Origin of the sequence: Limosilactobacillus caccae (genome assembly GCF_900156885.1) — a bacterium.
In the GTDB taxonomy this organism is placed as follows: Bacteria; Bacillota; Bacilli; order Lactobacillales; family Lactobacillaceae; genus Limosilactobacillus; species Limosilactobacillus caccae.
On sequence record NZ_FTOY01000010.1, the window covers coordinates 568,935 to 587,800 of the forward strand.

Sequence of the window (18,866 nt, forward strand, 5' to 3'; positions counted from 1 at the left end):
TTGAGCTGTGGGTCTTTTTGCGTGAACGGAAAAGTTTGTGCGCTTTTGTGAGAAGCTAATCAAACGATAAAGAGTTTTGAGAACAACGATAATCATATGAAAAAAGCTTCATTTATATAAAATGAATTTCACAATTAATAAATTTATATTCACCTGTTAAAACGTTGATATAAAAGCAAAGAGAAAATTAATAACTAGTTAAATATTGATTTTCTAGCGATAAACCAGTTGCAAATATTAATAACACGGGTAAAATAATAGGTGAAAGTTGAGATAGGTAAATACCAGCTTGATTGTGAGTATTTACCTACCGAATAGCCAGTTTTGCCACCTGCTCGTTGCAGGTTACGGTGAGGCTTGCCAACAGGCAACGACACCCATTCAACTGACAACCTTGAATGAGGCGCAACCTGGTAGTGATCATGTGCAGTTCACTACTTATCTTGAAGAACTTTTTACCTTTTATTTATGATACAAGTGATTATTGCATGACTTAATAGGTTCTGATAGATAGTGACAAGTATGCGCCGGTTGGCTTGGGACTAGTTCCCTTATAACTGGCGGATAGGTTATTGTGGTCCTTGCTACTTTAGGCGACCCCCGATGCCTATTGAGGATGGGGTACAATAGCGGTTGTCGCTTAACTCAATGGTGGTAACAGTTAAGTAGTTAAATAGAAAGTAACAGTTTTTTGTGCATTGCCTGTTACTTACCACCGCTCCCTAACAGTGTGTAAGGTACTTAACCTTACAACCAGGGTATCATTTATATAGCGAACGCTACGGCGATGGGATGTCAGACGGTTAATAATGCTTATAAGAAACCCCCGAATACTTAACTTTAAGCAACTAAACAGTAGCTTTACCTCCCCCAGATAGTTAGGAATGTAAGCTTACTGTCTTCGCCAACAGCGGTAAGCAGTTGTTATGTTTCTCCAAGCTTATCAAGTAAGTGTAAATGACTACTGTAATACTGTTAATGACAACTATTAAAGAAGCGGTCCGACGGTACACATACATGTTTAAATACAAAATGATACCCGCAAAAGTCGGCACAGAAATGCAGTGATTGAGCTAATGTGCTAAGCCTAATCACATGCGGCCGCTTGGTAGTAAGTTTAATGTTGAATGGTGCTTACTATCAAAGTTAGTTGTGCGTAAACTAACCAAAAAAGAGACTGATATTAACGCAGTCTCTTTTTTGTTTTTAAATTAAAATTCGATTGATAAATTAACCGAAGTGTAATAAGATAGGTGCAGATAAAAAACACGGTTGCATTTCAAGTAGGTCATCTAGAGAAGCAGCGGGTGGTGGAAGCTGCTGACCGAAACTCCGGTGCAAGAGTATGTGGGCGGGTAATGCCGCACGGTTAGTAGCCGTTATCTACTACGAGGGTGACATTTGTCAAACTTGGGTGGTACCGCGGAACCAGAGCCATTTCGTCCCAAAATATTGAGGATGAAGTGGCTCTTTTTATATAGGAGGAAATACGATGTTAGATATTAAAAAGATCCGGCAAGAACCAGACTTCTTTAAGGAAAAGTTAGCGACGCGTGGTGTTAAGGCCGAAGAGATTGATGAAGTGCTTGCCCTTGATAAGAAGCGGCGGGACTTGCTTCAACAAACTGAAACAATGAAGGCCCAGCGAAACGAAGCGTCAAAGAAGATTGGGGAAGCTAAGCGTAACGGTGAAGCTGCTGACGATGCGATTAAGGAGACCCGTGAACTTGGCGATAAGATTAAGGAATTAGATGAACAAGTCGAGGCCAATGACAAGGAATTGCATGATAAGATGGCCCACTTGCCAAACATTCCCCATGATGGTGTGCCAGTTAGCCTGACTGAAGATGGCGCCGTTGAACTGCGGAAGGTGGGAAAGGTTCGTGACTTCAACTTTGAACCTAAGCACCACTGGGACGTTGGTGAAAACCTGGGGATCCTTGACTTTGACCGGGCCGGCAAGGTTTCTGGTGCCCGTTTTGTCTACTACCTTGGCCTTGGTGCGCAATTAGAGCGGGCCGTTTACAACTTCATGCTTGATGAACACATGAAGGATGGCTACACCGAAGTATTACCACCATACATTGTTAATGCTGCTTCAATGTACGGTACGGGGCAATTCCCGAAGTTTAAGGAAGGGGTTTACCAAGTTAATGGTGAAGATATGACCCTGATCCCAACGGCGGAAGTACCGTTGACCAACTACTACCGGGGTGAAGTGATTCCTAGTGAAGAATTGCCAGTATACGTTACTGCATTAACGCCGTGCTTCCGTTCTGAAGCCGGGGCTGCTGGTCGTGATACCCGGGGATTGATCCGGATGCACCAGTTCAATAAGGTAGAAATGGTTAAGTATACGAAGCCAGAAAACTCATGGGATGAACTCGAAAAGATGACTGCCAACGCAGAAAACATCTTGAAGAAGCTCGACATTCCATACCACGTGATCACTTTGACCACTGGTGATATGAGTTTCACTGCTTCTGAGACCCACGATATCGAATTGTGGATGCCAGCCCAAAACAAGTACCGTGAAGTATCATCATGCTCAAACTGCCTGGACTTCCAGGCCCGGCGGATGCACACCCAGTACCGGGATGAAGATGGCAAGCTCCAGTACGTTCACACCTTGAATGGTTCGGGCCTTGCTGTTGGTCGGACGGTTGCCGCAATTCTTGAAAACTACCAAAACGAAGATGGCTCTGTAACAATCCCAGAAGTCTTAGTGCCATACATGCATGGGGTAACTAAGATTACGAAGGAAAATGCCGTGCCATTCCGTAACAAGCTTAATAAGTAGGAGCGCAGAATCCTAATATAACCATAAAGAGGCTGAATTTAACTTCGCCTCTTTTTATTTTTAAATTTCGGGGAATATTTCCCGGGAAATGTCGCTTTTAAAATAAGAAAAATCTCATCGAAGATAAAATTTAAACTTAATAAAGTTAAGAAAAGCTTGGCGAATTCTTGTTAATCAATTGCTCGACTAGTTGACTTGCTTAGTTAAACACACGCTTTTGGCGATGATGTTCACATTAGCGAGTGGCAATGATAAGGTATTATCAACGTTAAAATTTGATTAAAAGGAGTCGGTATAGATGCAGCGCAACAATTGGAAAAAACTAATCGCAGCCTTTGTTGCAATTCTTGGAATTGTAGTAGGGTGGCAGGTGGTTGAACCCCAGCGGGTATCTGCTGCCGACGAACCAACTTACACCTTTGCGACTAATAATACCTTTGAACCATTTGAAATTCAGGATAGCAAGGGTGGTTATTCCGGTAAAAACCCGGGGATTGAAATTGAAATCCTAAAGAAGATTGCTAAGCATGAACACTTTAAGTATAAGTTTAAGCCAATGAGCTTCAACGGGGACCTGCAGGCGTTGGAATCAGGCCAGGTTGACGCGGTCATTGCCGGGATGAGTGTAACTGATGAGCGGAAAGAAAAGTATGATTTCTCAACGCCTTACTACACGGACGGGGTTGTGATGGCGGTTGCTAAGGATAGCAACATCAAGTCAATGAAGCAACTGCGAGGCAAGACGGTTTCTGCTAAGGCGGGGACGAGTGCAGCAATCTACTTAAAGGATAACCAGAAAAAGTATGGTTACAAGATTCGCTACTTCGACTCGTCAAACACGATGTGGAACGATGTAAAGACTGGTAATACCGCCGCCACCTTTGATGATGGTCCTGTTCTTGAATACGGGATTAAAAATGGGGTGCCGCTAAAGATCCTTACTAAGAAGCCAATCAACGCCCAACCGATTGCCGTTGGTTTCCAAAAAGGGAAAAATCTTGCCCTGCAAAAGAAGATCAATGATGGGATTAAGTGGTTAAATGACACTGGCCAAATGAAGCAGATCATTGACAAGTACACTAAGGATACGAAGGCAAGCAAGACGAGTATTGATCGGACATTCATGGGCTTATTAGAAGCCAACCGGGGAGCACTACTTCGTGGTTTATGGATGACAATTGAATTAACGGTTATCGGAATTATCTTTGCGATGATCTTTGGGATTATCCTGGGTGTTTTGGGAATTGTTAATAACAAGTTTGCTAATGCAATTTCCAGTACCTTGATCTATATTTTCCGGGGAATCCCAATGATTGTTTTAGCATTCTTCATTTACATGGGATTGCCAAACGTGATTGGTCATAAGGTGCCGCTATTTCTTGCCGGAATCATTACCCTGGCCTTAGACGAAGGTGCCTATATCGGGGCAATCGTCAAGGGGGGCTTTGAATCCGTTAACGTCGGGCAGTGGGAGGCCGCCAGAAGTCTCGGGCTGCCTTACAGCAAGGCTTTGATTAAGGTTATCGCTCCCCAGGGCTTCAAGCTGATGGTTCCTTCACTGGTTAACCAGTTCATTATTACCTTGAAAGATACCTCGATTCTTTCCGCAATCGGTGTGATGGAGCTGACCCAGACCGGGACGGTGATTATTTCCCAAAATATGGAAGGCTTTAAGATGTGGACAATTATTGCAGTGATCTACATCATCATCATTACCTTGTTGACATGGTTATCGAATTACGTACAGAAGAGGATGGCTTAAGATGGATAAACGGTATAAAGTTCAGGTTAAAGACCTGCATAAGAGTTATGGGAGTAACGAAGTGTTAAAGGGGATCAACCTCAACGTTAAGCCCAATGAAGTAGTCTGCATGATTGGGCCTTCCGGTTCGGGGAAGAGTACCTTCTTGCGTTGTATCAACAAGCTGGAGGAGCCCAATAGTGGGCACGTCTATGTTGATGGCTATGATATTGCTGATCCCCAGGTTAATATTAATAAGGTCCGGGAAAATATCGGGATGGTGTTCCAACACTTTAACCTTTTCCCCAACATGAGCGTGCTGGACAATATTACCCTGGCCCCCGTCCAACTAGGGAAGATGGATAAGGATGAAGCACAGCAAGCGGCAATGCACTACCTCGACTTAGTTGGTTTGCAGGATAAGGCGAACGCAAACCCTACTAAGCTCTCTGGGGGTCAGCAACAGCGGGTCGCAATTGCCCGGGCGCTGGCAATGAAGCCAGATGTGATGCTGTTTGATGAGCCGACGAGTGCGCTTGACCCGGAAATGGTCGGTGATGTCTTAGAGGTGATGAAGCGCCTGGCTCAGCAGGGGATGACGATGATTGTTGTTACCCACGAAATGGGGTTTGCTAAGCAGGTGGCCGACCGGGTGGTCTTCTTCCATGATGGTGATATTCGTGAACAAGGAACGCCGGAAGATATCTTTGATCACCCGCAACAGGCCGATACCAAGAACTTCTTGGATAAGGTGTTGAATGTGTAGTGAATTATCGTGCGAACGCGGAAGCGTCTGATTTGACAAATGAAGGATAAGCTTTATAATAATGAGTAACTTCTAATAATTGGTAAACAGAGAGTCCTGCCTACGCTGAAAGCAGGAACCAATTAAATGGCACGAACGTTTGAATGGGGTGGTTTCCTTATCGACTGAGAGGTAGTCATTATGGCTATAAAGATGGGTGGAACCGCGTTAAAAGACGTCCCTGGTATTAACCAGGAACGTCTTTTATTTATTTAGAAAGCGTTTTTACAAAGTAAATCTGAAGGAGGCATATTATGGACGAAAAACAACAACAGAAGTTAGAACGGTCGCTAAAGAGTCGCCATGTGACGATGATTGCTATTGGTGGGGCGATTGGGACCGGACTCTTTCTTGGGTCAGGAACGGCGATTCACCAGGCAGGGCCATCAATCATTCTTTCGTACTTAATCGTCGGCATCTTTTGCTTCTTTATGATGCGTGCGCTGGGAGAACTGATTTTAGCTGATACTTCTAAACATTCCTTTATCGATTCGGTCAAAGAATACCTTGGTGACCGGATGGAATTTGTTGCCGGTTGGATGTATTGGGCCTGCTGGCTAACCCTCGCTATGGCTGATTTAACGGCAACGGGTATTTATCTCAAGTACTGGTTTCCCAACCTTCCACAGTGGGTGGGGCCGCTGGTAATTGTTATTTTACTGATGCTGGTTAACATGGTGAACGTTGGTTTGTTTGGGGAACTGGAAAGCTGGTTTTCCATGATTAAGGTAATTGCGATTTTGGCATTAATTGTTGTCGGGCTCGTCTTAGTGGTGATGCATAGCCATGTTGACGGCCGGGCGGTAACTTTGGGTAACCTGGTCCACCAGGGCGGCTTCTTTGCAACTGGTCCACTAGGCTTTCTGATGTCTTTTCAGATGGTTGTCTTTGCCTTTGTGGGGATTGAAATGGTAGGACTGACTGCTGGTGAGACCAAAAACCCGCAAAAAGATATTCCAAAGGCGATCAACGCTTTGCCAGTGCGAATCGGGCTCTTCTACATTGGGTCGATGATTGCGATGATGGCAATTTACCCCTGGTCACAGATCAAGACGACCTCAAGCCCGTTCGTCCAAGTCTTTGCAGCAATCGGTGTGCCCGGGGCTGCGGCAATCCTAAACTTTGTTGTATTAACGGCAGCGATGTCTGCGACAAACAGTGCGATCTTTAGTACTAGTCGTTCACTGTACGCCCTGGCGCACAGTGGTAATGCACCACAACGGTTTGGTGAGTTAAGTGCCAAGGCCGTTCCTAACAATGCCCTAACTTTCTCATCATTGATTTTGTTTATCACCGTTATTTTGAACTACATTATGCCGGCAGGGATTTTTGACGTGATCGCGGGAATCTCAACGATTACCTTTATCTTTACCTGGATTATTATTCTGGCGGCCCACATTAAGTACCGTCAGCAAAATCCAAAGGGGATCAACGGCTTTGGGATGCCAGGCTACCCAGTTACCAGCTGGCTAACGATCATCTTCTTCCTGGCAGTCCTCGTAATCTTGCTCTTTATTGATTCGACAAGGATTCCACTGATTCTCTCGGTAATCATCTTTGCCTTGCTAGCGTATGGCTACGGCTTTTTGAAGAAGAATAAATAATAAAAAAGATTGGCAAGAACGCCAATCTTTTTTATTAGCATTTACCAAGTAATGGTTCAGCAGTGGACTGATAAGTAATAAAAGCGTCCTTTTTGTCTATTAATGATAAGCGCTTTCTTTCTTGCTGTTGAGCGATTAAATTGATAAATAGCGGTGGAAAAGTTATAATAAAGATGTGAAAGGGCAGGCAGCTGAATTTAACAAACATCTTCTCATAATAAATTGTTTTGAAAATAAGTTAATTAGATTTTTGCATAAATAATTAACAACACCCCACTCCACATGAAACACTTTGCTTTCCGTCAAAAGAATGTTAGCTGAAAATAATTAGTGGCCATATCTACAGCAAACTAAGCTTAAGTTCCTCGTATTAAGCAGAAACAAAGTTACCATAACGAATCTTGAAATAATGAATCAGCTGTGCTTTTTCACGTGAGATTTGAGGATGGGAAAGGATCTCATCCTCTTTTATTGTTTAAAACTTTCGGGAAAGTTTGTGAAGGCGCACGTATTTCCAAAAATATCGCGAAAAATTGCTCAAAAAATAAGAAACGAGTATAATAAAAAATCCTTGGCAGGGGCGAAAAGAGACACGTCACAATAGCGATTAAGTGACGGCATGTCTCTTTTTCTTTTTGTTATTACATGACAACGCTTTCATATATTTTTTAAAAAGTTTGTGAAATAAGTAAAATGGTTTATGGGGTTTTGGTTTTTACGAGTTACTTGGTTTTTAGTTAATTTTCATTTCTTTATAGTAAGTAAAAAGACGGAAATTCACAAAGTGGATATTAGATAGCGCTTTACATAGCGCTCGTTTAAAGATATTCTTAAAGTGTTAATTAGCCACCAATGCTATTATATTTACGATATCTTATTTGGAACGGCGGTTAATAAATTTTTTTAAGGGAGGGTACATAGCCATGTCTATGTATTTGATTATTAACATTATTGGTCTAGTCGTCTTCCTCGCGATTGGCTGGTTGTTCTCAAAGAACCGCAAAGCCATCAACTGGAAGACCGTTGGGATCATGATTGTATTAAACCTTATTCTTGCATGGTTCTTGGTTGGTTCTTCCGCTGGACGTGCAGGTGTTAAGGCTGCCGCAGACGGATTCGTTTGGATTGTCGATGTCTCCGCACAAGGGACTGTCTTTGCATTAGGTGATTGGTACAACACTAAGAGCCTGAACTTTATTTGTTCTGCTTTGATGCCAATCCTGATGATTGTTCCACTGTTCGACATCTTGACGTACATCGGCCTCTTGCCATGGATTATCAAGTGGGTCGGACGTGGACTTTCATTCATCACTGGTCAGCCTAAGTTCGAATCATTCTTTGCTGTAGAAATGATGTTCTTAGGTAACACTGAAGTTTTGGCCGTTTCTGGTATGCAAATCCGTAAGATGGGTAAGGAACGTAACTTGACTTTGGCCATGATGTCGATGTCTTGTATTACTGCTTCGATTCTGGGTGCATATATTGAAATGATGCCTGGGCAATTTATTTTAACTGCTGTTCCAATCAACATTATTAACTCATTAATTGCCACTAGTATGTTGAACCCTGTTACCGTTGCTCCAGAAGACGACACCATCGAAAAGGTTGGTGCTTCTGATAACGGTAAGAAGGAACCATTCTTCAGCTTCTTGGGTGACTCAATCCTTGGCGCTGGTAAGTTAATCCTTATCATCATCGCTAACGTTGTTGCCTTCGTTGCTTTAGCTGCCTTGATCGACAAGGTCTTAGCATTGTTCTGGAAGCCACTTTCACTCGAAAGTATCTTGGGTGTCTGCATGTTCCCATTCTCATGGTTACTGGGTCTCCCAGTCGACCAAGCATGGCAACTTGCACAAGACATGGGGATGAAGCTTGTTACTAACGAATTCGTTGTTATGGGTAAGGTTACCGGCGAAATCGCCCACTACCCAGAACACTTAAAGGCTTGCTTGACTGTCTTCGTAACTTCATTTGCTAACTTCGGTACTTTAGGTATGGTTATCGGTGCCTTCAAGGGATTAGCAAGCAAGGAAGATAACGACTACATCGCATCTAACATTGGTTACCTCTTACTTTCTGGTATCTTGGTATCACTGTTATCTGCAGCCTTTGTTGGTTTATTCGTTTGGTAAAATTGAAAAGCAGCTGTAAAGGCTGCTTTTTTTAACCCTAATTTCGTAAACGCTTGCAATTTATCTGATAAGGAGAGATTACAATGACAACTAAAATTATTATGGATACTGATCCAGGAATTGATGACGCAGCTGCTTTAACGATGGCCATTAACGACCCCGAAATTGACTTGCAGTTGGTTACGTCAGTTGCTGGTAATGTTAGTGCTGATAAGACAACTGCTAACGCCTTGAAGATTATCCACTTCTTTGGCAAGGATATTCCGGTTGCTGCTGGTGCAGAACAACCACTGATCAAGCCATTTGAAGATGCTGCCCGCATCCACGGTGAATCAGGGATGCCCGGTTACGACTTTGGCGATGACTATGGTAAGCCAATGGATAAGACAGCGGTTGAAGCACTTCATGATGCTATCATGGCAGAAGACGAAGTGATCTTAGTACCAACTGGTTCATACACTAACATCGCATTGCTATTCAGCCAATACCCAGAAGTAAAGAGCCACATTAAGAAGATTGTTGCAATGGGTGGCTCATTCTCTGGTGGTAACATGACGAGTGTTGCTGAATTCAACGTCTTTACTGATCCAGATGCAGCAAAGATCATGTACAATTCTGGTGTGCCAATTGTAACCGTTGGCCTTGACGTTACCTTGAAAGCCTTATTAACTGCTGACACAATTGAAAAATTAGGTAGCATGAACAAGGCCGGGGAAATGCTCCACGCATTGATCACCCACTACAATGATGGTAGTGACCAGGGACGGCCAATGCACGATGTTAACACCATCTTCTACCTGCTTCACCCAGAAGCATTTACCACGAAGGAGATGTGGGTAGATGTTCAAACTGATGGTCCTGCAATCGGTGCCCTTGTTGGTGACATTCGTGGTGCCTACCACGATGGTAAGACCAACGCTACTGTTTGCTTAGATATCGATGCTGACTACTTTAACAAGTGGTTCCTCGATGAAGTAAGCAAGATCAAGATGTAAAATTACTGGAAAAGGACTTGGCTGCTAAGCTGCCAAGTCCTTTTTTATATCGCTATCGAAAGCGCTTTCTGTTATGATGGTAGTAACAAAGTAAAGGAGATGGCGGAAGATGACTTTTAAGAAGATAATGATTGCTGGTGCGGGTGTTCTTGGTAGTCAAATTGCTTACCAAACAGCGCTGTCAGGCTTTGAAGTAACGGTATATAACCACCATATTGATACCGCAACACGGCGGATCAATGCCTTAAAAGAAGATTACCAGCGTGACCTTCACTTAAGCGATGAAGACTTCCAAAAGGGACTGGACAACATTACGCTTATTACTGATGATATCGGTGCGGCGGTAGAAGATGCTGACCTGATGATTGAAGCACTCCCCGAGTCCTTGGAACTCAAGAAAGACTTCTACCAGAAGGTATCAGCATTAGCCCCGGCCAAGACGATTTTTGCAAGCAACTCATCAACCTTTATTCCGAGTCAACTTGCCCCATTCACGGACCGGCCAACGAAGTTCTTGAATTTACACTTTGCTAATCGTATTTGGCTCTTTAACGTTGTTGAAGTAATGAGGACAAGTGATACAGCGGCGGAAATCACTAGCCAAGCAATCGACTTTTCCCGGGAAATAAAAATGGTTCCGATTGAGTTACACAAGGAACAGCATGGCTACATCTTAAACTCCTTGCTGATTCCGTTACTATCTGCCGGCCTCGGCCTCTGGGCAAAGGGGGTTGCGGAACCGCAAATAATTGACAAGGATTGGATGATTTCAACCGGCGCACCGATGGGGCCGTTTGCGATCCTCGACATGGTTGGTTTACGGACCGCGGCGCAAATTGAAATGAACACTTATGCCGCAACTAAGGACGAGAGTCATAAAGCAGTTGCTGATAAGATGAAGAAAATGATTGCAGAAGGTCATGATGGAAAAGAAGCCGGGCAAGGGTTCTACCATTACCCACATCCGGAATTTGCTGACCCTGAATTCCTAAAGAAATAACCAGTTTAAGCAGGAAAAAGAAAGCATGTTTGCTTTTTAATTATCCTGCTTTTTTATTATTTAAAATAGGCGGAGAAAAGCCCGTTCCGGTTGCAAGCAGGGATGATTTACGGTACAGTAATAGGGAACGTGAAACACAAAATGTTTCACGAAAGGAGTATTAATACATGAATCCTGAACAATTTCACCGTGCATTAGCAGATCACGGAATTGACCTCTCACCAGTGCAAATGCAGCAATTTGCAAGTTACTATCAGATGTTGGTCAAAACAAATGAACATGTTAACCTAACACGGATTACGGAAGAAAATGAAGTATACCTTAAACACTTCTATGATTCGTTAACCGGGGCGCTAGCAGAACCACGGTTGCAGAGTGCAAGCCTTACCCTTTGCGATATTGGTGCTGGCGCTGGTTTCCCATCGCTGCCCTTAAAGATTGCTTTCCCACAGTTAAAGGTAACGATTGTTGATTCGTTGAATAAGCGGATTGCCTTTCTTGAAGAGTTAGTAGCCAAGCTTGGCCTGCAAGATGTTAGTTTGGTCCATGATCGTGCCGAGACCTTTAGTGCTAAGAAGAGTTCACACCGGGAACAGTATGATGTCGTTACCGCACGGGCAGTTGCCCGCCTGTCAGTCCTTAGTGAACTATGCCTTCCAGCGGCAAAGGTCGGGGGCGAATTTATTGCTTACAAGGCGAGCGCGGCCCCAACAGAACTCCAACAGGGTGGTGCGGCCATCAAGAAACTCGGTGGAGAAGTCAGCAAAAAAGTTGCCTTAACTTTACCCGTGATTGATGAAGAGCGAAACATCATTGTGATTGATAAGGTTAAGCCAACTCCGGGGAAGTATCCGCGGCGTCCAGGGCTACCAAACAAGAAACCAATTCAATAGAGTAAGGAGTGGATAGCATGGCTTTTTCATTATTTGGCATCGGTAAAAATAATTCTGACAGTACAAAAAACAAGGTGGTTGAAGTAAAACTTGATCAAATCATCCCGAACCGTTACCAACCACGGAAGGTGTTTGACCAAGATGGTATTCGTGAACTAGCTCAAACAATTGACGAACACGGTTTATTGCAACCAATTGTCCTGCGTGAATATGAACCGGCAAAATTCGAAATTATCGCTGGTGAACGACGTTACCGGGCAATGAAGCTGTTGAAGTGGGAAAAGGCCCCAGCAATTATCGAAAAGATGAGCGACCAGGAGACGGCCTCCCTAGCCTTAATTGAAAACCTGCAACGGTCACAATTAAGCTCGGTCGAAGAAGCCCAGGCTTATCGTCAACTGATGGACTTAAACCACCTTACGCAGTCCCAACTGGCAAAGGGGATGGGGAAGAGTCAATCATTTGTTGCGAACAAGCTCCGGTTGCTGCGGCTAATTACCCCTGTTCAGACTGCCATTCTTGACCACCGGATTTCTGAACGTCATGGGCGGGCCCTATTAGACCTTGACGAGAAGCAGCAGCGCGAAATGTTGATGCGGATTGTTAATGAACGGCTGACAGTTCGCCAGACGGAAGATGAAGTAGCCCGCTTGTTAGGACGGCCACTGCCTTCAGAGATTGCTGAACAAAAAGCAGCGGCAAAGCGCAAGGAATTGGCCTCGCTCGAATCAAGCCCAGAGGACCAATACGAAGAAGCGGTTGAAGCGAAGGTGACAACAGCAGCAAGTGCGACAGCAAAGAAGCAGCCCGCAAAGCGTAAGACTAGCCGCAAGAAAAAGCCGACTAAGACTAGTCAGGCTAACGATGCCCGGCTTGCGCTTAACACGATTAAAAAATCAATCAAGCTGGCAACAAGTAATGGCTTTGCGATTAAAACACACGAAAAAGATAACGATGATGTTTACCAATTAACGATTGAAATTCCGAAGCACCAATAGGGACAGTGAGTCGCTTAAACCAGTCGTTATTTAGTGGCGTTAACAGGCCACATTATAGGATTGCAAAAACACAATTCGAATAATTAATAAAGGAAGTGCTGGCCGACCATGGCAAAAAACAAAAAGAGTGGCTTGAAAAGCAGTGTTAAGGCGCTTTTTGCGGAAAATGCGGCAACTGAGCCAGCGGCAGATGAAACTGTTCATGAAATTAGCCTTGCGCTGATCCATCCGAACCCGTACCAGCCACGGCGGACGTTTGACCAGGAAGCATTAAAGGAGCTAGCCGCTTCAATTAAGAAGTCCGGCGTGTTTCAACCGGTCATCTTACGGCAGTCGGACCCCCACTTAAAACGGTATGAACTCATCGCTGGTGAACGGCGCTTTAGGGCATCTAAACTGGCGGGGCAGGAGACAATCCCGGCAATTGTCCGCAATATGAGTAATGAACAGATGATGGAGGTTGCGGTTTTAGAAAATCTCCAGCGGGAAGACTTGACACCGCTAGAAGAAGCCCAAGCCTACCAGATGCTAATGGACAAATTGTCATTAACCCAGGCCCAGGTAGCAACGCGTCTGGGTAAGAGTCGTCCATATATTGCTAACTACTTGCGCTTGTTAGGATTACCGCCGATGATTAAGGACTTCTTAAATGAAGGTCAACTATCGATGGGGCAGGCGCGGACCATTTTGGGCCTGAAAGATAAGACCAAGCTAGTACCGCTTGCTAAGCGGGCGGTAGAGAGTAACCTCACCGTGCGGCAACTCGAAGAAATTGTTGCGCAGATAAACGGCACCGCCAAAAAGAAGGCCCAGCGGCGAAACCAACGAAAGCCCGTCTATATCCGTGCTGCCGAGTCCCAACTACAAAGTAAGTTTGGGACCAAAGTTGCGGTGGCTCAGAGCCGGAAGAAGGGGAGCGGAAAGATTGAGATCCCTTATAGTTCAAATGATGACCTTACCCGGATCCTTGAACTATTAGACATCACGTTAGATTGAGGAGGAATTATTCATGGCAACTTATGATAAAGGCGATATCGTAATGATGAAAAAGGCCCACCCATGTGGTACTAACCGGTGGAAGATTACCCGGGTCGGGGCAGATATTAAAATCGAATGTCAGGGCTGTGGGCACATTGTCATGATGACTCGCCAAAAGTTCGACAAGGGTCTGAAAAAGGTGTTAGAAAAAGCTGGCCAGCAAGGGGAATAAATTCACTATTGATGGTCACAAATCGGCCAAAGTAGCTTAAAATAATAAATGATTAATTGAAAAGGAAAGTGAACAACTTATGTCATTAACTGCAGGTATCGTTGGCTTGCCCAACGTTGGTAAATCAACCTTATTTAACGCCATTACAAAAGCGGGAGCCGAAATGGCAAACTACCCATTCGCAACCATTGACCCGAATGTGGGGATGGTGGAAGTACCAGATAGTCGTTTGGACCGGATTCAAGAATTAATTCCGGCAAAGAAGATTGTCCCAACAACCTTTGAGTTTACGGATATCGCCGGGATCGTTAAGGGTGCCAGTAAAGGGGAAGGGCTTGGTAACAAGTTCTTGGAAAACATCCGGCAGACCGATGCGATTGTCCATGTTGTCCGGGCATTTGATGATAGTGATATTACCAGTGTTTCAGGAAAGGTTGACCCAATCGAAGATATCGATACCATCAACTTGGAATTGGTAATGGCTGACCTTGATGCGGTTAACAAGCGCTTAGCGAAGGTTCAACGGGCAGCAAAGGGCCGTGACAAGGATGCCCTGGCAGAATTGGATGTCCTAAACAAGATCAAGCCCGTCCTTGAAGATGGCAAGAGTGTGCGGTCAATTGACTTTAGTGATGACGAGTTAAAGATTGTTAAGGGACTCTTCTTACTGACAAGCAAGCCCGTCCTCTACGTTGCAAACATTGCGGAAGAAGACATGGCTGACCCTGATAGCAACAAGTACATGGACGCAATCAAGGAACACGTTAAGGATGATGGTGAAGTCATCGGGGTTGCTGCTGCTGCGGAAGAGCAGATTGCCGAAATGGATGAGGCAGACAAGGCTGACTTCTTAGAGATGGAAGGGGTAACTGAACCAGGGTTGAACCGGTTGATCCGGGCAGCTTATAAGCTCCTTGGCCTCGAAACCTTCTTTACTGCTGGTGGCCCAGAGACTCGTGCCTGGACCTTTAAGAAGGGGACTAAGGCACCACAAGCGGCCGGCATTATCCACTCTGACTTTGAACGGGGATTTATCCGGGCTGAAGTAATGAGTTACGATGACCTTGACCAATTAGGCTCAGCTGCCGCCGTTAAGGAAGCAGGGAAGCTCCGCCTGGAGGGGAAGGACTACGTAATGCAAGACGGTGACATCGTTGAGTTCCGCTTTAATGTCTAATAATAAGCAACTACGGAAGAGTAAGAGAGGAGTTTCGTTGTGAGCGAAGAACAGCCACGGAATGCGCAAGCTGGGCAACGGCAAAAGCAGCTAGAAAAGCAACGCCGGCAAGCTAGCGGGAGCGCACTGAGCAAGTACGGGTTGACCCGTAAAAATGAAGAATTTATGTACCAACTGAATAAGCAGTTGGACCGGCTAGGGGTGCCTTCGGATAAGAAAGAAGAGATGACCCGGGAGACGATTGATAAACTACTCGCTGGGCAAAAGAAGGGCCAGACCGCCCGGACGCTATTTGGGACCCCCACTGAATATGCAAAAGAACTAAAGAACCCCAAGCCGAGTGAAGCACAGGTAACTAAACAATCAATTAAGCTATTGGCAATTGATAACATGTTAATTTTCTTGAGTATCTTCACGTTCATGTTTGGGCTGATGTACTGGCTATCACCAGCAGCGATGCAAACAAAGAATGCTGGGACCAGTGGGATTACCGCCATCTTGATTATTGCAATTACTGGGGGTGCGATCTTCGGCTATGTTGCAATGCAGGTCCAACCAAAACGCGATGCTGATGGGAAGGGGACCACGAAGAAGCCATTGTGGCTCCGGATCCTGACCATTGTTGCCGGGCTAGCAATCTGGTTGTTTATCTACATGCTGGTCAGCTTATTGCCAGATGCAATTAACCCGCGGCTTAATGCATGGGTATACATCATCATTGGGGTTGTTACCTTTATCGGTGACATGTACTTCCGCTCGAAGTTCCACGTTACTGGTTCGCTATACGGTGCTAGCCGCCCTGCTAACCGTAAATAGGAAAAAGACTGAGAAATTTGTTTTTTCTCAGTCTTTTTAATTTAAACTTTTTAAAAGCAATAAAGGATTTTATAATTGGCAAGCTCGAGCTACCGTGGCTTGGTATAATTAAGACAAGAACAACGAAAGGAGACTGCTACTATGATGAAACAATTACGAAATGGCCTTTCTTTCGCTGCCCACGGGGTATTGATTGGAATGGCAATTTCGATTTTCTTTAGCTACCTCAGTGGGACCAATAACTATTATCCGTCGGCGCCAGCTTTTATGGCGCAGTTTGCTAGCCCGCTGAACGCATTAGTCGTATCCATCGTCTTATGGGCGGTGATGGGGCTATTATTTGGCTATGGCGCCCTGATTTTTGAACGAAAAAGGTGGTCGCTCCGCAAGCAGACAGCGGTTAATTTTCTGGTCTACTATTGCGGCTTCTCACCGTTAGCCATTGCTGCGGGCTGGTTCTCGCTGACGATTACTAACTTTGTGATTTTCACCGCAATCTTTATTGCGATTTACGCAATTTGCTGGGTGATTGGTTGGTTCATTGGGCGGAAAACGCCGCCAACACAACTTGTTGAAGATTAAAAATATTTTTCCTGCTTCTTAGAGGCTGTAGCAACATCGCTGCAGCCTCCTTTTTGTTAGTAAATGAAAAAATGTTCTAAAAAATAGTGGACATTTTTTCAAAACCTTGTTATGATGTAAACGTAGATTTGATGAAAGCGTATTCACGTATGTGAGAGGAGATCATAAATTATGAAGTTAACACAAGCACAATTAGCAAAGTACATGGATCACACGATGCTCAAGCCAGAGGCTACTCCCGAAATGATTGACAAGGCAATTGCCGAAGCACGGAAGTACAATACGGCTTCTGTATGTATCAACCCTTACTGGGTAAAGCGGGTTCACGAAGGCTTGGCTGGTACTGATGTTAACACTTGTACTGTTATCGGCTTCCCTCTCGGGGCTACTTCAACAGAAAGCAAGGTTTTCGAGACAAAGCAAGCAATCAAAGACGGTGCTGATGAAGTTGATATGGTTATCAACATCGGTGAATTAAAGGCTGGTAACGACGATGCGGTAGTTGCTGATATCAAGGCCGTTGCTGATGCTACTCATGAAGAAGGCAAGCTCCTTAAGGTTATCATTGAAAACGCCCTCCTTACTGATGAAGAAAAGGCCCGTGCAAGCAAGCTTACGGTAAAGGGTGACGCTGACTTCGTTAAGACTTCCACTGGATTCTCAACTTCTGGTGCAAAGGTAGAAGACGTTAAGATTATGCGTGAAGCTGTTGGCCCAGACTTCAAGATCAAGGCTGCTGGTGGTATCCACAGCTTACAAGAAGCTTACGACATGATCGAAGCTGGTGCTAACCGTCTTGGGGTATCTGCTTCAGTTCAAATCTTAGAAGAAGCTGCCCAACAATAAGCACAACGCAAAGTTAACTAATCTCACTTTTGAAATAGGAGGAAACAATAATGTCATATAAACGTGTATTTGTTATTGTAATGGACTCAGTAGGTACTGGTGCAGCACATGATGCTGATAAATTTGATGATGTTGGTTCAGACACACTTGGCCACGTCGGCAAGTTTTATGCGGGTGCCTTAAAGTTACCAAACCTTGGAAAGATGGGTATTAGTAATTTGCGTGACACACCAATCGAAGGGGTGCCAGTTGCTGATCCAGCAATTGGTGACTTCGGTAAGATGGAAGAAATTTCCGCTGGTAAGGATAGTATGGACGGTCACTGGGAAATGATGGGCTTGCCAGTAACAAAACCATTATCAACGTTCCCTAACGGTTTCCCACAAGAAATCGTTGACAAACTTGAAAAGTTCTCCGGCCGGAAGGTAATTGTTAACAAGCCTTACTCCGGGACGGAAGTAATTCATGATTACGGTGAACGTCAAATGGAGACTGGCGAATTAATTCTTTACACTTCTGGTGACTCCGTAATGCAAATTGCCGCTCACGAAGATGTTATCCCAGTCGAAGAATTATACAAGATTTGTGAATACGCACGGACATTAGTAAACGGCCCAGAATACACCGTTGGGCGGATCATTGCTCGTCCATACGTTGGCCCAGACAAGGACCACTTTACCCGGACCGCTAACCGTCATGACTTCAGCTTGAAGCCAACTGGCAAGACTGACATGGACCGCTTGCGTGAAGCTGGTTACGATGTAATCGGAATTGGTAAGATCAATGACATCTTCTCTGGTCAAGGAATTGACAAGGGTTACCACAACGAAAGCAACATGGACGGGATGGACCACGTTGATGAAGTGATGAAGCAAGACTTCAACGGGTTCTGCTTCACTAACTTGGTGGACTTCGATGCAATGTACGGTCACCGTCGTAACCAAAAGGGCTTCGGTCAAGCATTGATGGACTTTGATAAGCGCTTAGGCACGGTTCTTGACGAGATGAAGCCAGACGACTTACTGATGATCACTGCCGACCACGGTAACGACCCTGGTTTCCGCGGAACTGACCACACCCGGGAAAATGTTCCACTGCTCGTTTACTCACCATCAATGAAGAAGGCTAACCAATCACTTGGTGTACGGAAGACATTCTCTGACCTAGGGGCAACAATTCTTGAAAACTTCAACGTTGATCCTGTTCGTGGAACAAGTTTCTACAAGGAAATCAGCAACGATTAACTTATCCTAACTGAGAGGGGCGA

17 protein-coding genes are annotated in these 18,866 nt (G+C 44.7%); all 17 read left to right on the forward strand.

Annotated features, from left to right (window positions below; all coding sequences use genetic code 11):
- Positions 1-289 precede the first annotated feature (289 nt).
- The 17 genes from CZ502_RS10615 to CZ502_RS05825 all read left to right on the forward strand — a co-directional run bounded on the left by CZ502_RS10615 (position 290) and on the right by CZ502_RS05825 (position 18,843).
- The gene (locus CZ502_RS10615) at positions 290-472 is read left to right on the forward strand and encodes a hypothetical protein (RefSeq protein ID WP_143457274.1); all 183 of its coding nucleotides are present in this window, start codon (positions 290-292) and stop codon (positions 470-472) included.
- A 1,020-nt stretch (positions 473-1,492) separates the two neighbouring features.
- Entirely contained in the window at positions 1,493-2,800 is a 1,308-nt protein-coding gene (gene serS, locus CZ502_RS05750; protein ID WP_076460458.1) for a serine--tRNA ligase, read from the forward strand.
- 298 nt (positions 2,801-3,098) lie between these two features.
- Positions 3,099-4,562: an ABC transporter substrate-binding protein/permease gene (locus tag CZ502_RS05755; RefSeq protein WP_076460460.1), complete on the forward strand. Its 1,464-nt coding sequence runs from the start codon at positions 3,099-3,101 to the stop codon at positions 4,560-4,562.
- 1 nt (position 4,563) lies between these two features.
- A complete protein-coding gene (locus CZ502_RS05760) occupies positions 4,564-5,307 on the forward strand; it encodes an amino acid ABC transporter ATP-binding protein (RefSeq protein WP_076460462.1) in 744 nt (247 codons plus the stop codon).
- Positions 5,308-5,600: 293 nt separating this feature from the next.
- Positions 5,601-6,950, forward strand: a complete 1,350-nt coding sequence (locus CZ502_RS05765; protein ID WP_076460464.1) for an amino acid permease — start codon at positions 5,601-5,603, stop codon at positions 6,948-6,950.
- 929 nt (positions 6,951-7,879) lie between these two features.
- Positions 7,880-9,082 (forward strand): NupC/NupG family nucleoside CNT transporter, encoded by a 1,203-nt coding sequence (locus CZ502_RS05770; protein WP_076460595.1) that lies wholly within the window; start codon positions 7,880-7,882, stop codon positions 9,080-9,082.
- Between the two features lie 83 nt (positions 9,083-9,165).
- Positions 9,166-10,077 (forward strand): ribonucleoside hydrolase RihC, encoded by a 912-nt coding sequence (gene rihC / locus CZ502_RS05775; protein ID WP_076460466.1) that lies wholly within the window; start codon positions 9,166-9,168, stop codon positions 10,075-10,077.
- Between the two features lie 109 nt (positions 10,078-10,186).
- Positions 10,187-11,077 carry a 3-hydroxyacyl-CoA dehydrogenase gene (locus CZ502_RS05780; RefSeq protein WP_076460468.1) on the forward strand — a complete coding sequence of 297 codons (891 nt, stop codon included), beginning with the start codon at positions 10,187-10,189 and terminating at the stop codon, positions 11,075-11,077.
- A 167-nt stretch (positions 11,078-11,244) separates the two neighbouring features.
- Positions 11,245-11,970, forward strand: coding sequence for a 16S rRNA (guanine(527)-N(7))-methyltransferase RsmG (gene rsmG, locus CZ502_RS05785; protein WP_076460470.1), 726 nt, complete (start codon positions 11,245-11,247; stop codon positions 11,968-11,970).
- A 17-nt stretch (positions 11,971-11,987) separates the two neighbouring features.
- The gene (locus CZ502_RS05790) at positions 11,988-12,968 is read left to right on the forward strand and encodes a nucleoid occlusion protein (protein ID WP_076460472.1); all 981 of its coding nucleotides are present in this window, start codon (positions 11,988-11,990) and stop codon (positions 12,966-12,968) included.
- A gap of 108 nt (positions 12,969-13,076) precedes the next feature.
- On the forward strand, positions 13,077-13,964 hold the full coding sequence (locus CZ502_RS05795; protein ID WP_076460473.1) for a ParB/RepB/Spo0J family partition protein: 888 nt from the start codon (positions 13,077-13,079) through the stop codon (positions 13,962-13,964).
- A 13-nt stretch (positions 13,965-13,977) separates the two neighbouring features.
- Positions 13,978-14,178, forward strand: coding sequence for a DUF951 domain-containing protein (locus tag CZ502_RS05800; RefSeq protein ID WP_076460475.1), 201 nt, complete (start codon positions 13,978-13,980; stop codon positions 14,176-14,178).
- Positions 14,179-14,257: 79 nt separating this feature from the next.
- Entirely contained in the window at positions 14,258-15,355 is a 1,098-nt protein-coding gene (ychF, locus tag CZ502_RS05805; RefSeq protein ID WP_076460477.1) for a redox-regulated ATPase YchF, read from the forward strand.
- Positions 15,356-15,394: 39 nt separating this feature from the next.
- Positions 15,395-16,171 (forward strand): DUF1129 domain-containing protein, encoded by a 777-nt coding sequence (locus tag CZ502_RS05810; protein WP_076460479.1) that lies wholly within the window; start codon positions 15,395-15,397, stop codon positions 16,169-16,171.
- A 141-nt stretch (positions 16,172-16,312) separates the two neighbouring features.
- Positions 16,313-16,753, forward strand: coding sequence for a DUF3021 domain-containing protein (locus CZ502_RS05815; RefSeq protein WP_076460481.1), 441 nt, complete (start codon positions 16,313-16,315; stop codon positions 16,751-16,753).
- Between the two features lie 171 nt (positions 16,754-16,924).
- A complete protein-coding gene (gene deoC, locus CZ502_RS05820) occupies positions 16,925-17,599 on the forward strand; it encodes a deoxyribose-phosphate aldolase (RefSeq protein ID WP_076460483.1) in 675 nt (224 codons plus the stop codon).
- Between the two features lie 50 nt (positions 17,600-17,649).
- The gene (locus CZ502_RS05825) at positions 17,650-18,843 is read left to right on the forward strand and encodes a phosphopentomutase (RefSeq protein WP_076460485.1); all 1,194 of its coding nucleotides are present in this window, start codon (positions 17,650-17,652) and stop codon (positions 18,841-18,843) included.
- Positions 18,844-18,866: the final 23 nt, after the last annotated feature.